The following is a 16,647-nucleotide window of genomic DNA, read 5'->3' on the forward strand; positions in this document are numbered from 1 at the left end:
TTGATTTTATCCATATAAATTTTTAGGTTTACATAAATACAATTTGTGTAAACCTTTTTTATTTTACTGATGTATAAAATCCTCTCAATTATATTTTTAACTTTTTTTGCATTTGTTGTCTCAGCTCAGGAAACTTATAAAATATCCTACGAGAAATTTACACATGATAAAAAAATATCAGAATCGAATCCTACAATTGTATTAGCAAACAAAAATAATACTGTGATAGGGACAAGTAATTCTTTCGATGAATATCGTTTTTTTCCAAATGAAATCACCTATTATTCCAATGATGAACCGAATAATATTTATTCTATAATTCAGCTAGATAGCAGCAAAACGATAAAAACCATTGATTCTCTTTCACTGAAAAAACATGAGTTCAAGCGATTAATTGGTACAAAAAAAATATTAGGATTAAAGGCGAAACATGCTCAGATTATCATTAATTCAAACACCATAGATCTTTGGTATGTAGATAATTTAAATATTAATGCATCTCCATTAAGTTTAGGTTTAAAATTAGGCTTTGTACTGGAATATACTCGCAATAATAATTACACAATCCGAGCTTCTAAAATCGAAAAAATAAAGAGCGATCCGACAGAAAAATACCAAACAGAAATTGATTTACCAACGATTGATGCACTTACTTACAAAGATTTGGTGTGGAAAAGTAAATTCACAACAATTCCTTTAATCGAAAATCAAGAAATTAATTTCGGTAATGATATTACGTCAAACGATAGTATTTTAAGATTTGCACATGGAACAATTGCAGTTAGAAAAATAAAGATTCCTGGCATTAGAAAGTCTTCACAAATCTTTTTGGATATTAAACAAAGATCAAACGGAGATGCTTACGACAGGATTGGTTCTGCTTTTATAATTCCAATTCATAAAAAACAATCTTTTTTAGATGGATTAAAAAGCGGAATTAATACTTTACCTATTTACGAAAACGGAAATGGTAAAAAATACCAAGGTATTGTTTTAACTGAAAATTACGAACCAATCATTGAATTGATGCGTTTCTTTACTCCTTTCGGGATTGATAAATACAACCACATCCTTCTGAAAGATAAAGAGTGGCATAATTTCGTAACCTTCCGACAAGATATATCTGAATATTATGATTTATTAAACGATAAAGAAGTTTACATCGGTTTTTATATTGGAAATTATGACAAAGGTGGACATAAAATTGATGCTAACATCACGATTCACGATTCAAATAAACAGCTGATTTCTAACAACAAAATCCTTTCATTATTCAATACGACTAACGTAATGGAAATGGCTGGACAAGAATATCCAACTTTATTTAATTCAGATCAAGGATTGTACTTTGAATTCGAATTAAAAGAAGATTGGAAAAATGCGAAACTAAGATACACTACAACTGGCCATGGAGGTTGGGAAAATGGAGATGAATTTGTACCAAAAGTAAATTCTATTTTCATAGATGATAAAAAAGTGTTTTCTTTAGCACCTTGGAGACAAGATTGTGGCTCATACCGTTTATATAATCCTGCGTCAGGTAATTTTGACAACGGTTTATCATCATCAGATTACAGCCGATCTAACTGGTGTCCAGGAACAGTTACCAACCCATATATCATTGAACTTGGTGATTTAAAAGCTGGTAAACACACAATCCAAATTAAAATTCCACAAGGCGAACCTGAAGGCGGAAGCTTCAGTTCATGGGCGGTTTCAGGAGTTTTATTAGGAGAATGATAAAATTGGGTTAAATACGTTGCTATACATGGATAACGTACACTTTTTTCAAATTAAAATTAGTAAGTTTGTAGACTTAAAATTGTAGAAAAATTCTATGGAATATAATACACTACGTTCACAATTAATTATTCCAGAATATGGACGTCACATCCAAGAAATGGTTAATCATTGTTTAACGATTCAAGACGAACAAGAAAGAAACGAATTCGCTGAAATTATTATCGAAGTAATGGGAGAATTAAATCCTCATCTTCGTGATGTTCCAGATTTTCAACATAAATTATGGGATCAATTATTTATTATGTCTGATTTTAAATTAGATGTAAAATCGCCCTATCCCATTCCTACCAAACACGATACTGTTTATAGCAAACCTAATAAAGTAGAATATCCAAAATCTATTTACAAATATCGTTACTACGGGAATAACATTCGTAAAATGATCAATGTTGCAGTGACTTGGGAAGAAGGAGAAAAAAGTGAGGGATTATATTTTGCGATTGCAAACCACATGAAAAAATGCTATCTGAAATGGAACAAAGAAACTGTTGATGATAACGTAATTTTTGAACATTTATATGAACTTTCTGATGGGAAAATTGATTTAAGAGATGTGGACGAAAATTTAGTTCAACCAGAAAGACAACAAAATAATAATCAGAATAACTACCAACAACGTACACATTCTAATTACCAACATCGTTCGAATAATCAAAATACCAACAACCAGAACAACAACAGACAAAATAACCAAAATCGTCAAAACAATAATTCGAACAACAACAATCAAAATAGAAATAATAACCGTAACCAAGGTGTTAGAAATAACAACAATAAAGGTTAATTAATATATTATTATCACTTACAATGGCAACATTTCAAATAAAGGGAGGAAAGAAATTAAAAGGTGAAATTACACCTCAAGGTGCTAAAAATGAAGTTTTACAAATTTTATGTGCTGTTTTATTAACAAGTGAACAAGTTAGAATAAAAAACATTCCAGATATTCGTGACGTTAATCGTTTAATCGAAATTCTTGGAGATTTAGGTGTAAAAACTCAGAAAAACGGAAAAGGTGATTACACTTTCCAATCTGATGATTTACGTTTAGATTATTTAAAATCAAATGAATTTAAAAAAGACGGTGCTTCATTACGTGGATCTATCATGTTAATGGGACCTTTATTAGCTCGTTTCGGAGAAGCATTTATGCCAAAACCAGGAGGAGATAAAATTGGTCGTCGCCGTTTAGATACACATTTCGAAGGTTTCTTTGCTTTAGGTGCAAAATATCGTTTCAATCCAGACGAAGATTTCTACGGTGTAGAAGTTGACGAAAACGGATTACAAGGTGCCTACATGTTACTTGACGAAGCTTCTGTAACTGGAACTGCAAACATTATTATGGCTGCTGTTTTAGCAAAAGGAACGACAACAATTTACAACGCTGCTTGTGAACCTTACATTCAACAATTATGTAAAATGTTAAACCGCATGGGTGCTAAAATTACTGGAATCGGTTCTAATTTAGTTACTATCGAAGGTGTTGAAGAATTAGGTGGTACAGAACACACTTGTTTACCAGATATGATTGAGATTGGATCTTGGATTGGTTTAGCTGCCATGACAAAATCTGAAATTACAATCAAAGATGTTTCTTGGGACAATTTAGGTGTAATTCCAAATGTATTCAGAAAATTAGGAATTCAATTAGAGCGTCGTGGAGATGATATTTTTGTGCCAGCTCAAGAGAATTACGAAATTGAGCGTTTTATTGACGGTTCTATCTTAACAATCTCAGATGCACCTTGGCCAGGATTTACACCTGATTTATTATCAATTATTTTAGTCATTGCGACACAAGCAAAAGGAAGTGTTTTAGTACACCAAAAAATGTTCGAATCTCGTTTATTTTTCGTGGATAAATTAATCGAAATGGGTGCTCAAATCATTTTATGCGATCCGCATCGTGCAACTGTAATTGGTCTAAATCAAGAAAATCCATTAAAAGGTGCGCAATTAACTTCTCCTGATATCCGTGCAGGTATGTCTTTATTAATCGCTGCTTTATCTGCAAAAGGTACAACAGTAATTCATAATATTGATCAAATTGATCGTGGATACGAAGATATTGACACACGTTTAAGAGCTTTAGGAGCAGATATCATTAGAACAGCTTAATTTTAGCATTATGCAATCAATTATTGATTTTTTTAGTGATTTTGTACAACGTCCAGACCGCGTCATCATGAATATGATAGATGCCTATGGTTATTGGATTTATGTCATTTTATTCACTATTATTTTTGCTGAAACTGGTTTAATTGTCATGACATTTTTAATGCCATTTCTTCCAGGTGATGCTTTAATATTTTCAATCGGAATGATTGCTGCAAACGACGCACAAAATCATTTACATATAGAATATATCATTCCATTGTTAATGTTTGCTGCTGTTCTTGGAGATAATGTAAACTACTATGTAGGCAAAAAATTTGGTCACTGGATTTTAAACAAAGAAGATTCATTTTTCCTAAAGAAAAAACATTTAGAAAAAGCAACTGAATTCTTTAACGAAAACGGTAAAAAGGCTATTATCATTGCTCGATTTATGCCTGTAGTAAGAACAATAATTCCTTTTATATGTGGAACTACAAATCTTAACTATCGTGTATTTTTAACATATAGTTTTATTGGCACATTTTTATGGGTTGGTGTTATTTCAATTTTAGGATATTTTTTAGGTGGATTTGAAATCGTTCAAAATCATTTAGAAAAATTTATTTTCGGAATTATCATCGCGGCGAATATGCCTTTAATTACACGAATCGCTAAAGCACAATTCAATAAAAATAAATAGCATGAAACAATTTGGATTAATCGGGAGAAACATCTCCTACTCTTTTTCCAAAGGTTATTTTGCTGATAAATTTAAAAACGAAAACATCGTAGGTTCTGCCTATGATGTTTTTGATTTACAGCAAATCCAAGAAGTAGAAAAAGTATTCGAAATTGAAGGTTTAAAAGGTTTTAATGTAACCATTCCTTATAAACAGAAAATTATATCATATTTAGACAACCTTTCGCCAGAAGCAAAAGAAATTGGAGCTGTGAATACGGTTTTAATTCAAGATGGTAAAAAAATTGGTCATAATACGGATTGTTTCGGATTTGAAACTTCTTTACAACCTCTTTTAAAATCAAATCATACAAAAGCTTTAGTGTTAGGCTACGGAGGCGCTGCAAAGGCTATTATTTATGTTTTAAATAAATTAGGAATAGAATTTCAGATTGTTTCAAGAGAGAAATCATACAACAGAATTACCTATGATGATTTAAATGAAGCTATTATTAAAACTCATCATTTAATTATCAATTGTTCGCCAATCGGGACATTTCCTAACATTACGTCAGCTCCAAATATTCCGTACGAATTTTTAACATCAGATCATTTATTATATGATTTAATCTATAATCCAGAGGTAACTCAATTTATACAAAATGGATTAGACAAAGGTGCAACAATCAAAAACGGATTTGAAATGCTGATACAACAAGCTGAAAAATCTTGGGAAATATGGAATAAAGTATTGTAATTCACTTGATTTTATAGTTTTGTTTTATTAGATTTGTTAGGAACAAAACTTTCTATTTATGAGTATTGAAATGGATAACCTGCACCCGGCAGACGGACAAAACTTAGCATCAAACTTATCTAATGACCAAAATAACGAGTCATACAAACTAAGTGAAAATAACGATTCAAAGCAAGATATTGTAATTGAAAAGAAGGATTATGAATCTTTTGGATTTGATGTATTGATTGATGAAGCTAAGAATCTTCTTAATAAATATCCTGTAAACCAAATCAGAAATCACATTGAGCAAATCAAAGATGTTTTTCGTCAAAAAATTGAACATGATGAAAACCTAAAGAAAGAAGCTTTTCTTGCTGATGGTGGTGATGTTTTAGATTTTAAATACGAAAACAGTTATAAATCTAAATTTGCTATGGTTTACAATGATTATAAACATCAAATTTCAATATATCATAAAGAAAACGAAAAACAAGAAAAAGCAAATCTTGTTGAGCGTTTAGCTATCATTGATGAGTTAAAAGCACTTTATACTGAACAAAACGAATCCAACACTCAAATGTTTAAATCATTCCGTGATTTAAAAACAAGGTGGCATAACGCAGGTAGAATTCCAGCATCTAATGCTGAAAATGTGTTCAAAAATTATTTCTTTCATTTAGATAATTTCTACAAATATTTGGACATGAACAAAGAATTACAATCTTTGGATTACCAACATAATTTAGAAGTTAGATATTCTATCATTAAACGTGCTGAAGAATTAGTAGCTGAAGAAAATGTACAAAAAGCATTAAACGAGCTACAATATTTACACCGTTTATGGAAAGAAGAAGCTGTTCCTGTAATCGAAGAAAAACGTGAGGAAACATGGCAACTTTTCAAATCATTGACTAATAAAATACATGATCGTAAAGCTATTTTAAACGAACGTATCAAAAATGAACAAAATTCAAATTACGAGAAGAAGCTTGAAATCATTAATAAAATAAAAGAAATAGCATCTACTGCGAATAAAAAATCGCACGTAGAATTGCAAAAAGCTATTAAAGAAATTAATGATTTAAGAGATTCTTTCCTAACTGTTGGTCGTGTTCCTAAAGATAAAAATAATAAAACGTGGGATGCTTTTAAAGAAGCTACACGCGAATTTAATCATATAAAGAACGATTTCTACAAAACACTGAAAAACGAACAGCAAGACAATTTAAAAAAGAAATTAGCTTTATTAGAAATTGCTAAAGAACACAAGGATAGTCGTGATTGGAATAACAGTGTTAAAGTGATTAAAAAAATCCAAAACGACTGGAAAAACATTGGGCATGTTCCGCGCAAAAACTCTGACAAAATTTGGAAAGAATTTAAAGAAACTTGTAATCAATTTTTTGATCGCTATAAAAATCGTCAGAATGAGTTTAATGAACAATTTGAACAAAATTTAGTTTTAAAAACTGATTTATTAAATGAATTCAAAACAATTCAACTTCCTGAAAATAAAGAGGAAGCTTTAAATTTATTGACAAGTTTAAATTCTAAATGGAACGAAATCGGAAAATTACCAAGTAATAAAACTGAAATCAACCAAGAATTTACGAAATTGTACAACGAAAAATTAAAATCGTTACAATTATCGCAACATCAGATTCAAGATTTTAAACTACAAACTTTAATTGATCAAATTATATCAAATAAAGACAGTAGAACTTTAGATGAAGAAATTCGTAAAACTAAAAAGGTAATTGAGGATTTAGAAAAAGAAATCAATCAATTAGACAATAACGTAAGTTTCTTTGCTAATGCAGATGCAAACAGTCCTTTGCTAAAAGATGTTTACAAACAAATTGAAGAAAAACGTGCAAAATTGACTGATGCAGAAGTAAAACTAAGAACACTTTACAGTGTTGAATTTTAAATGACCAAGAAATAAATGTCACAAAATAATATCGATGAGCAATTTATGGCTCGTTGTATTCAAATTGCTCAAAACGGATTAGGATCTACATATCCTAATCCGTTTGTTGGTTCTATAATAGTTCATAACGGAAAAATTATAGGCGAAGGATTTACTTCGAAATATGGTGGACCACATGCTGAAGTAAATGCTGTGAATAGTATTAAAAATCAATCACTTTTAAGTGAAAGTACTTTATATGTTACGTTAGAACCATGTTCGCATTACGGCAAAACACCGCCTTGTTGCGATTTGGTTATAGCCAAAAATTTTAAACGAGTTGTAATAGGAACGCTAGATCCATTTGCGGAAGTAAACGGACAAGGGTATCTAAAATTATTAGAAAACGGAGTTGATGTAACGCTTGGTGTTTTAGAACAAGAATGCATCGATTTGAATCGTCGTTTTATTACATTTCATCAACAAAAAAGACCATACATTATTTTGAAATGGGCACAAACTCAAGATGGATTTATGGGGCATGATGATGTACAAAAATGGATAACGAATCGTTTTTCTAAACAAATTGTCCATCAATGGCGCACAGAAGAACAAGCAATTTTAGTAGGTAAAAAAACTGCTTTAATTGATAATCCACAATTAAATACAAGATACTGGCATGGAAAAAATCCACTGAGATTGTCTATTGATAAATTTTTAGCAATTCCTAGAAATTATCATTTGTATGACCAAAGTGTTCCAACAGTAATATTTAATGCCATTGAAGATTCTGAGCAAGAAAATCTAAAACTTATAAAGATTGATTTTAATGAAAATATAATCCCTCCTATTTTAGATTATCTATACCAAAATAATTTTCAAAGTTTGATTGTTGAAGGTGGTAGTGATACGATTCAAAAATTTATTGATTTAAATTTGTGGGATGAAGCAAGAATATTAACTTCAGACACTTTTTGGAACGAAGGTATAAAAGCTCCAATCGTTTACGGTAAAAGGGTAAAACAAAACAAAATATTAAACGATTACGTTACTGTAATTAGAAATCAAGAAAATGACTGATTCATTCAGAACGATAAAAGAACCTGTAGAAGATATCATTTTTAAAGAATCTGGAAGCAAATTTATCAATTATGCATTTCCTGTTGATTCTGAAGATGATGTTGAATTTTATTTAGGTCAATTATACGAAAAATGGCCAGATGCAACGCATCATTGCTATGCTTATAGTATTGGAATTGACGGTAAAAAATTTAGAGCAAATGATGATGGCGAACCTGGAGGATCAGCAGGTTTACCAATTTATAATCAAATTTTATCCAACGAAATCACCAATGTTTTAATTGTATCTGTCCGATATTATGGCGGAACAAAATTAGGAATTCCTGGACTGGTTAAAGCATACAAATATGCTGCACAAGTTGTTTTAGAGGAAGCCGAAATCGTTGAGAAATTCGTTACAAAAAGGGTTAAAATGATTTTCAACTACGACCAGCAAGGAATTGTAGAACGTAATGTTGAGCGTATGGATGGCGAAATAAAGGATAAAAATTTCACTGATAAATGTATGTTCACCATATCGGTTAGAGAAAGTAAATTAGATGATTTTATTCGACAATTTGACGAATATTATCAAATGGAAATAAAAATTATAGACTAATGCTAAACAGCTTAACTTCTTTGCGATTCTTTTTCGCATTCGCTGTATTCTTATCACATTTAACTTTTGTAAAAACAGATTTACATTGGTACAATTGGCTAAAAAACGTTGTGTTTTTTGAAGGATACGTAGGTGTAGGATTTTTCTTTATTTTAAGCGGATTTGTATTAGCTTTAAATTATGAACATAAAATAATTGATAACTCAAAATTCTCCTACAAAAATTTCTACATTGCACGTGTGGCAAGGATTTATCCTTTGCATCTACTCACATTTGCATTGATGATTCCGCTTGTTATAATGAATGGAATTTTTGGTTGGGATAAAGCAATTCTAAATTTTTTATTGTTGCAATCGTATATACCAATCAAGGACTATAATTTTTCTATCAATAACGTTTCTTGGAGTATTTCTACAGAGTTTTTCTTCTATTTAATGTTTCCTTTATACATTATTTGGTTACATAAATACAAATGGTTAAAATATACATTATTTATCGTTGCAATACCTTTAATCATATATTTCGAACCTTATGTAAACGGTCATAAAGATTGGGAAAAAGGCTTTTATTATGTCAATCCAATTGTACGTAGTTTAGATTTTATTTTAGGAATAATCTTGTGCCAGATTTATAAAAAAGTAAAAGACAAAGAAATTTCATTTTCAGTTGGAACATTAATAGAAATTGGAGCTTTAGCAGTTTTCGTACTATTTTTCACCTATTATGATCAAGTTCCTAGACCATTTAGATTTAATATCTATTATTGGATTCCAATGGTATTAATCACTTTTGTATTCGCATTACAAAGAGGATTTATCTCAAAATTATTACAAAATAAAACCTTAGTTTATTTGGGAGAAATTAGTTTCGGTTTTTATATGCTACATATGATTGTAATAAAATATGGAAATTATCTAGTTCCTGAAGGATATGATTTCATTAAGATATTTGTTTATTTTACCATCGCAATTATTCTAAGTATTTTATGTTTTGAATATTTTGAAAAACCATTAGCAAAAAAGATTAAACAAATCTTTACAAAATAAAAAAAACGGGTTGAAATTAATTTCAACCCGTTTTTTATTATATCTTTTTTTTAAATTCCTATTTCTACTTGTAAACGTGCGTACCAGTTGTCTTTAGTAGATTGATCATAGAATTTTAAATTCTCATATGTAACCTCAGCTTGTAATTTGAAAGCGTGTTCCCAAATATATTTTGTTAACCCTAAACTAAATTGATTAGAATTTGGAGCAAATTGGAAAATTTCATTCTTTACCTTTTGATTAGAATATCGTCCAATTACTTCATAATTTTTAGGGAAAGTATAAGATGTCTGAAAATCGTGTCCATGACCAGCAAATACATATCTAAAATCTGATGCATCTTCAGGATTATAAGAGAAAATTGTATCAGAATTACGGTTCATGTAAGCATACATAAATGCCCAACCGTTATATTTTAACATCGCATCTAAAAACAATGACTGAATATTGGCTGTACCAAACATTTCGTCTCCTAATTGCCCTTGTGTACGATGCGCATTGTTGTTATATGAATAGGCTGCAGAAACCATTAATTTTGGTTTTTCTTCACGCATAATATCACCTTCGAAATTAGTTCCATCATTTTTAAATGAACCTAATGGTAATAATTCTACTTTACCTGTATAAGCTAAACCAGTATCGTTAAATTGTGTCCAGTTACGCCCTTCACCACTAGAAATTGCTCCACGTAAGGTATAAGAAAACTTATCATTTTGCTTTTTACTGTGCTGAACATGTAAACCAAAATCACGATCAATATTAAAATCTGCATTATTAATCGAACGATCTGTTAACTGAAGTGCCCCAGAAGAGTTAATTCTTTGTCTATTCCCTGGTAATTTTGTTTGACCAAAACCAAAACTCCAATGTTTATTTGGTTTGTAAAAAATCATGGCATCACGAATGATATTCGTATTTTTTCCTTCTTCAGCAATCCCTACATCTCCAGATGCAAATGATAATTGAATAGAATATTCAAATTTTGGATTACCTACATAACCGTCAAAACGTAAACGTAAACGACGAATTTGTGCATCAATCGCATCTTCTTCGTCCTCGTTATTGAAATACGTTATACGATTTTGCATTCTAAATCGAATATTTACTTGGTAAATACTATCAGCAGAAGTTATTCCTAAACCATCTCCGTAACTGTAATAAGGAGACATATCAATTTTATAATCGTCTTTTTTAATTTCTTTTTTTGGTTTTACAATTGTAGAATCAGTTTGAGCATCTACAAAAGCGAATGGAACAAAAAAAAGTGAGAAAAGTAATTTTTTCATGTTTATTGTTTGTGTTGCGAAAATAGGTAAATTAACGATTTATCAACTTTAATTTAATGTTAAGTTTACATTTAAAATTTAAGTCATTCAATAATTACTAAAGTACATAACTATTTATAAATCACCCAATAAATCATTAAATTTAGAGATTCTGTGGTCGTCTTCCACCAAAATTATTTCAATACGGTTAGGATTATTATAATCGTACATTTCAAAGAAGGCTTTAATTTGATGAGCATCTAAAATTTCATCTTGTAAACCAATAATCACTTTCGTATTGATAAAATAATTCATCGGCTTCAAATATTGTACTAAATGATTAGGGAAGTTATCTTCGAATTTGTACATCAATTCAACCATTGGATTGATTAAAATTAAATCACATTTAATTCCTTCATTCAATAATTTTTGTTGAATTTGCCATGCAAAATTTCCACCAACCGAACTACCAATCAAAGTAATTGGCTCTTGCACAGTTTCTAACATATGGAATGTATTTTCCAAAAATTCAGTTAAATTATCATTGAATTTCCATTCCAAGCAAATAGCTGTTGGATATTTTTGTTGAATAAATCCAAATTTTCTTGAACTTCTTGACCCGTATAATCCGTGGATATAAAATATTCTACTACCTTCAGCTATCATAATTTTCGATTTAAAGCGACCGCAAATGTATAAAAATTCAAATTTTATTCATTTGACACTTTGATAAATAATTACAATAAATCGATAAATAACAATGATTAGTATTGTATTACATTTCGAATAAAATTATTTCTTTCGATTAATCGTCTCAAAAGTTGTATCCAAAACTAAAACTTCACCAAAATCTACTGGAATTTTCATTGTATTTTTTAAATCTATAGCCAAGATAATTTTCCAAAAACAACGAATTGGTCCGGCATGAGTTACCAGTAATACTTTTTGATAAGGACTGTTTTTAATTTCTTGATAAAATGAATTCACCCGATCAAAGAGTTGCTGCATCGATTCTCCATTTGGAGTTGAAACTGAATCAAAATTTGTCATCCAATTTTCTGATTCTTCCATCGGAATATCATCCCATTTCTTAAGTTCCCAATCCCCAAAATTCATTTCCATCAATCGCTTGTCCGTTTCATAGTTATTAAAACCTAATTCGGTAACTAACTGCGTACATCTTTTTAAAGGACTACTAATTATTTTGTCGAAAGTCGATGGTAATTCATTTTTATAATAAGAACTATAATCAATAAAATCCTTGATTAATTCTACGTCACTTTGTCCGTAACAAGTGCCTTTCTCTAGATCTACTGGTGTATGTCTTATGATATAAAGTTCCATATAGCTAATAAACTTATTAAATAAATTGATTCACAAATTTGTTCTACTGCTCCTAAACAATCTCCTGTATAACCGCCAATCCATTTGTATAAAAAGTTTTTAAAATACAGTAAAATAAAAAAAACAGGAACGATAGAAAATATAAAATATATCGAATAAGAGCAGATGATAAGGAATGGAATTAGGCCGAATATACATACCCAAAATAATTCTGTTGAAGTTTGTTTTTTAGCTATTGGCTTTGCTTTGCTTTTCTCATCATCACGAACATAATCCAAAACGAAACTTAACGAAATCGCAGCCAATCGAGCAAAAGCATGATAGCCTATAAATAATATTAATATTGCTAAAACACCAAATTGTGTAAAAATTGGAATCAGATAAATTAAACCAAAATATTTTATCGCTAATTGAATAATTGTCGCAACCATACCGTATGTGCCCACACGGCTATCCTTCATAATATCAAGGATTTTTTCTTTTGTCCAACCACCGCCAAAACCATCAAAAAAATCGGCTAAACCATCTTCATGAAATGCTCCGGTTGTTAAGATTCCAACTACTAATGATCCAATTACACTTAATTCTAAAGGCAAAACAAATTGCAATAAAAAATATGCAATAAAGGATACTAATCCTACTACATACCCAATTAATGGAAAATATCGTGTAGCTTTATTTAGTTTATCATCAGTATACTCAATTTTAAATGGAATTGGAATACGAGTATAAAATATTAAAGCGATCCAAAATAATTCTAGTTCTCTTTTCATGATTATTTGTTAGAAACGCCAGCACTTTCAAAACTTGCCATTTCATTAAGAAAAGCAACTGCGTTTTCAAGAATTGGATAAGCCAAGGCACAACCTGTTCCCTCTCCTACTCTCATTTCTAAATTTAATAAAGGTTTTACTTCTAAATAATTCAACATTTTTTGATGCCCAATTTCGTTACTGTTATGACAAAAAACTGCATAATCTTTTATTTCTGGATACAAAGCTTGAGCTACTAAAAATGCACTTGTCGCAATAAATCCATCAACCAAAATTAACATCCTGTTTTTGTATGCAGCTACCATTGCTCCACATATCTGCGCAACTTCAAAACCACCATACGTTTGAAGAATTTCCATTGGATCGTTTAAAGCGCCATGAAATTCATTAGCTTCAGATAACAGTTCAATTTTTTTATTTAATTGTTCTTCATCTAAACCAGTTCCTCTACCAATACAATCTTTTAAAGGGATTTTTGTGATATGATGCATAATCATAGATGCAGAAGATGTGTTTCCAATTCCCATTTCACCGAAACCTATAACATTACAATCATTATCGGCAACTTGATTTACAACTTGAGCAGATTTTTCTAAACACAAATCCAATTCATTTCGAGTCATTGCTTTCTCGACAATGAAATTTTTAGTTCCGAAATTTATTTTATTGTCAATTAATCCATCTACGATTCCAAAATCATAATTTACTCCTGCATCAATGGTTAAAAAATCAAGTTTATTTTGTTTACAAAAAACCGTTACTGCAGCACCACCCTGAACAATATTCATAACCATTTGAAAAGTAACTTCTGGTGGATATGCGCTAACTCCTGCTTTTGCAACACCGTGGTCACCAGCAAACAATAAAATCGTAGGATTAATTAACTGAGGAGTTAATGATTGTTGAACCATACCAATTTGGAAAGCTAATTTTTCTAATAATCCTAACGCTCCTAAAGGTTTAGTTTTTAAATCAATTTTTTGTTGTAATTGTTCGTTTAATGTAGTAGTAGTTGAATTTTGTATCATTTTATTTTAATAAATTATTTTGATTTAAAGCAAGAAATTCTATTTAAGAAATAACGTAATTTCCTAATTGAACTTGAGAAATTTCAGTATAATTTTATTCAGTTTTGCAACTTATTTATATAGCTAAAATTGCGTTAAAATAAGTGCTTACCACAAACTTTTTAATGGGTTTTCTGTTGCACTATACTAAAAAAGTAAAAATATAAATTATTTTCAATTTTAGAAAACCTCTACATTATCTTAATATTAAGATTCAGAATTGAAGCTTTTTCAATAAAAAGACCTCAACAAAATTGTTGAGGTCATTATAAAAAGTAAAATTATTTTTTAATCAATTTTTTAATTTCTTTTGTTTGATTTGTTGATACTTCTAAATAGTAAATTCCTGAAGGCAAATCATTTAATTGAATTTTAGATATCTTCGCCGTTTTTACTAAAGTACCTATTGTTGTATAAATTTTAATTTCTTTAATCGTTTCCTTTGAATCTACAATAACATAATCTGATGTTGGGTTTGGATAAACTTGTAATGTAGATGTTGTAAAATCGTTCGTATTTAAATTTTGCATTTCTTGCGGAATATATGGTCTTCTTGTACCAAAACTAATTCCTAACCATTGGTTATCGGTTAATGTAAAACTTGATGTATTTTCTTGAGTAATCCAATTCGATAAATCTGTACCTTTAAACAAATTAGGTGTAGTTGTTTGCGAATAATTACCTAATTGTAAAGCTGAAATTTGATCATTTGTAATTGAAAAAGTAAAATCCGTATTGTTCTCTTGAATTAACTGTAATGCTTGTTCTACTGTAATATTTCCATTGTAATTGATTCCAACAACAAAAGAATCAGCAACATTATTCGTATCAGTTCCAAAATCGATAATAACTAAACTGTTATTTGTACCAGTACCAATCCAAGAAGATACATAATTTTGCTGTAACCATTGTGAAGAATATGCTGGAATTGGTGCTACAGGAGCATCTGGACCTGGAACATTCATTCCAAAACCATATGTAGCCGCGTACCAATAACCATCTATAAGATCAGATGTCATCCAACCTCCCATATTCCAATTTTGTCCATCTCTCGAATACCATAAACTCCAATAGTCATATTCTTGTTCATACGAATCATGGTGATTAAAAGCAATTCGATCTAAAAATCCACTTGATTGTTCATAAGTAAAGTTTGGCTCATAATCAGCAATTAACTGTAACATTTCTGTACCATTAATTGGTTCATCTTGATCAAATCTTATTCCCCAGACATATGAACGATCATCAGTTCCGTCCTTGAAATCAGCAATGAAGTAAGCCGTTCGATCTCCTTCGCCCACATAGAATTTTACATCATTCGTAGTAAATTGAGCAAAGCTACAAATGGAAAAAAATAAGAATAACAATGTAATTCTTTTCATATAATAATAATTTAAAGTTTAACTCCCGAAACTTTAGCGTACGAAAAGCTGATGCAGAACGTATGATAAAAAGTTGATGAATAATGGCAGGTCTCCTGACTTGCATCTTATTAATTCCCTTCCCAGATCGACTTCCAGTGGGTGATATAATTAATAAGTTTGATAGCTTACAGTTGCGGGTACAGCTCGTGATTCACACACGATTCCCTTTTCATAGACAATAATTGTCTAACCAAAATCGACGGCAAATATATTCTTTTCTTTTACATTTTATTGAGTTATGTCTTTATTTCTAAATATTTTTTTGTGGTTTCAATTAATGCTGACCGTATTAAATAATAAGCTGTTATATTTATTTAAATTTTAAAACTTACAAGATTAAATATTATCATTAAATCTTCACACTTAATTTCTGTTTCTTCCAAATTATTAAAATGATTTGCGTATTTATGTTAATAATCGTTAGTTTTGTGAAGTGAAAACATGGATTATCTACATATTTACATTTTTATACTTAACAACTGCAACACAATTATCACAGTTTTATAAGTTACCTGTTTTCATAACACATTTTATCGAACATGATAAAGGTGGAGATTTCTTTAATGAAATGAAAAACTTTCTGATTCACCATTACGGTGGACATGAGGTAGATGAAGATTGGGCTACGGATCAAAAATTGCCATTTATGAATGTTGAAATTGCAAACATTGATTTGGCAGAAATTCCAAATTTCACTTTTACTCCTCCTTTCATTCATAAAAATAAAATAGAAACTATTTTCGTCTTTTATGATGAAAGTAATCTCTATTCGCATTACTTAAATTCTATCTGGCAACCGCCAAAACAAGCGTAAATTTTA

General features: G+C 30.1%; 16 protein-coding genes and 1 riboswitch. Of the genes, 10 read left to right on the plus strand and 6 right to left on the minus strand.

Features of this window, described 5'->3' with window-relative positions; genetic code table 11:
• Window positions 1-69: 69 nt before the first annotated feature.
• From J9309_RS13235 to J9309_RS13275, 9 genes are all read left to right on the plus strand, one after another.
• Window positions 70-1,740, plus strand: a complete 1,671-nt coding sequence (locus J9309_RS13235; protein ID WP_230476356.1) for a PNGase F N-terminal domain-containing protein — start codon at window positions 70-72, stop codon at window positions 1,738-1,740.
• Window positions 1,741-1,837: 97 nt separating this feature from the next.
• Window positions 1,838-2,587, plus strand: coding sequence for a DUF4290 domain-containing protein (locus J9309_RS13240; RefSeq protein ID WP_230476357.1), 750 nt, complete (start codon window positions 1,838-1,840; stop codon window positions 2,585-2,587).
• A 23-nt stretch (window positions 2,588-2,610) separates the two neighbouring features.
• Complete coding sequence (gene murA / locus J9309_RS13245) at window positions 2,611-3,924, plus strand: UDP-N-acetylglucosamine 1-carboxyvinyltransferase (RefSeq protein ID WP_230476358.1); 1,314 nt, start codon at window positions 2,611-2,613, stop codon at window positions 3,922-3,924.
• Between the two features lie 10 nt (window positions 3,925-3,934).
• On the plus strand, window positions 3,935-4,603 hold the full coding sequence (locus J9309_RS13250) for a DedA family protein (RefSeq protein WP_230476359.1): 669 nt from the start codon (window positions 3,935-3,937) through the stop codon (window positions 4,601-4,603).
• Between the two features lies 1 nt (window position 4,604).
• On the plus strand, window positions 4,605-5,339 hold the full coding sequence (locus J9309_RS13255) for a shikimate dehydrogenase family protein (protein ID WP_230476360.1): 735 nt from the start codon (window positions 4,605-4,607) through the stop codon (window positions 5,337-5,339).
• Window positions 5,340-5,409: 70 nt separating this feature from the next.
• Complete coding sequence (locus J9309_RS13260; protein WP_230476361.1) at window positions 5,410-7,251, plus strand: DUF349 domain-containing protein; 1,842 nt, start codon at window positions 5,410-5,412, stop codon at window positions 7,249-7,251.
• A gap of 15 nt (window positions 7,252-7,266) precedes the next feature.
• Window positions 7,267-8,310 (plus strand): bifunctional diaminohydroxyphosphoribosylaminopyrimidine deaminase/5-amino-6-(5-phosphoribosylamino)uracil reductase RibD, encoded by a 1,044-nt coding sequence (gene ribD / locus J9309_RS13265; RefSeq protein WP_230476362.1) that lies wholly within the window; start codon window positions 7,267-7,269, stop codon window positions 8,308-8,310.
• Complete coding sequence (locus J9309_RS13270; RefSeq protein WP_230476363.1) at window positions 8,303-8,908, plus strand: IMPACT family protein; 606 nt, start codon at window positions 8,303-8,305, stop codon at window positions 8,906-8,908. The genes ribD and J9309_RS13270 overlap by 8 nt, the downstream gene beginning before the upstream one ends.
• Window positions 8,908-9,954, plus strand: a complete 1,047-nt coding sequence (locus J9309_RS13275) for an acyltransferase family protein (RefSeq protein ID WP_230476364.1) — start codon at window positions 8,908-8,910, stop codon at window positions 9,952-9,954. Before J9309_RS13270 ends, J9309_RS13275 begins: the two co-directional genes overlap by 1 nt.
• 50 nt (window positions 9,955-10,004) lie before the next feature.
• Here J9309_RS13275 and J9309_RS13280 read toward each other — a convergent pair whose 3' ends face one another.
• From J9309_RS13280 to J9309_RS13305, 6 genes are all read right to left on the minus strand, one after another.
• Window positions 10,005-11,240, minus strand: coding sequence for a porin (locus tag J9309_RS13280; protein WP_230476365.1), 1,236 nt, complete (start codon window positions 11,238-11,240; stop codon window positions 10,005-10,007).
• 114 nt (window positions 11,241-11,354) lie between these two features.
• On the minus strand, window positions 11,355-11,885 hold the full coding sequence (locus J9309_RS13285; RefSeq protein WP_230476366.1) for a YqiA/YcfP family alpha/beta fold hydrolase: 531 nt from the start codon (window positions 11,883-11,885) through the stop codon (window positions 11,355-11,357).
• A gap of 126 nt (window positions 11,886-12,011) precedes the next feature.
• A complete protein-coding gene (cobC, locus tag J9309_RS13290) occupies window positions 12,012-12,563 on the minus strand; it encodes an alpha-ribazole phosphatase family protein (RefSeq protein ID WP_230476367.1) in 552 nt (183 codons plus the stop codon).
• Window positions 12,545-13,336: an adenosylcobinamide-GDP ribazoletransferase gene (locus tag J9309_RS13295; RefSeq protein WP_230476368.1), complete on the minus strand. Its 792-nt coding sequence runs from the start codon at window positions 13,334-13,336 to the stop codon at window positions 12,545-12,547. Before J9309_RS13295 ends, cobC begins: the two co-directional genes overlap by 19 nt.
• A gap of 2 nt (window positions 13,337-13,338) precedes the next feature.
• Entirely contained in the window at window positions 13,339-14,364 is a 1,026-nt protein-coding gene (gene cobT / locus J9309_RS13300; RefSeq protein WP_230476369.1) for a nicotinate-nucleotide--dimethylbenzimidazole phosphoribosyltransferase, read from the minus strand.
• A 320-nt stretch (window positions 14,365-14,684) separates the two neighbouring features.
• Complete coding sequence (locus J9309_RS13305) at window positions 14,685-15,785, minus strand: T9SS type A sorting domain-containing protein (RefSeq protein WP_230476370.1); 1,101 nt, start codon at window positions 15,783-15,785, stop codon at window positions 14,685-14,687.
• A gap of 68 nt (window positions 15,786-15,853) precedes the next feature.
• Window positions 15,854-16,037, minus strand: a riboswitch (cobalamin riboswitch).
• A 223-nt stretch (window positions 16,038-16,260) separates the two neighbouring features.
• Here J9309_RS13305 and J9309_RS13310 point away from each other — a divergent pair.
• Window positions 16,261-16,641 carry a hypothetical protein gene (locus J9309_RS13310; RefSeq protein WP_230476371.1) on the plus strand — a complete coding sequence of 127 codons (381 nt, stop codon included), beginning with the start codon at window positions 16,261-16,263 and terminating at the stop codon, window positions 16,639-16,641.
• Window positions 16,642-16,647 lie beyond the last annotated feature (6 nt).

It is taken from the genome of Faecalibacter bovis (assembly GCF_017948305.1).
GTDB classification, from domain to species: Bacteria; Bacteroidota; Bacteroidia; order Flavobacteriales; family Weeksellaceae; genus Empedobacter; species Empedobacter bovis.

Coding starts and splice junctions, on each gene's coding strand:
- J9309_RS13235 (WP_230476356.1), top strand. CDS start 70: ATGTATAAAATCCTCTCAATTATATTTTTAACTTTTTTTGCATTTGTT.
- J9309_RS13240 (WP_230476357.1), top strand. CDS start 1,838: ATGGAATATAATACACTACGTTCACAATTAATTATTCCAGAATATGGA.
- murA (WP_230476358.1), top strand. CDS start 2,611: ATGGCAACATTTCAAATAAAGGGAGGAAAGAAATTAAAAGGTGAAATT.
- J9309_RS13250 (WP_230476359.1), top strand. CDS start 3,935: ATGCAATCAATTATTGATTTTTTTAGTGATTTTGTACAACGTCCAGAC.
- J9309_RS13255 (WP_230476360.1), top strand. CDS start 4,605: ATGAAACAATTTGGATTAATCGGGAGAAACATCTCCTACTCTTTTTCC.
- J9309_RS13260 (WP_230476361.1), top strand. CDS start 5,410: ATGGATAACCTGCACCCGGCAGACGGACAAAACTTAGCATCAAACTTA.
- ribD (WP_230476362.1), top strand. CDS start 7,267: ATGTCACAAAATAATATCGATGAGCAATTTATGGCTCGTTGTATTCAA.
- J9309_RS13270 (WP_230476363.1), top strand. CDS start 8,303: ATGACTGATTCATTCAGAACGATAAAAGAACCTGTAGAAGATATCATT.
- J9309_RS13275 (WP_230476364.1), top strand. CDS start 8,908: ATGCTAAACAGCTTAACTTCTTTGCGATTCTTTTTCGCATTCGCTGTA.
- J9309_RS13280 (WP_230476365.1), bottom strand. CDS start 11,240: ATGAAAAAATTACTTTTCTCACTTTTTTTTGTTCCATTCGCTTTTGTA.
- J9309_RS13285 (WP_230476366.1), bottom strand. CDS start 11,885: ATGATAGCTGAAGGTAGTAGAATATTTTATATCCACGGATTATACGGG.
- cobC (WP_230476367.1), bottom strand. CDS start 12,563: ATGGAACTTTATATCATAAGACATACACCAGTAGATCTAGAGAAAGGC.
- J9309_RS13295 (WP_230476368.1), bottom strand. CDS start 13,336: ATGAAAAGAGAACTAGAATTATTTTGGATCGCTTTAATATTTTATACT.
- cobT (WP_230476369.1), bottom strand. CDS start 14,364: ATGATACAAAATTCAACTACTACTACATTAAACGAACAATTACAACAA.
- J9309_RS13305 (WP_230476370.1), bottom strand. CDS start 15,785: ATGAAAAGAATTACATTGTTATTCTTATTTTTTTCCATTTGTAGCTTT.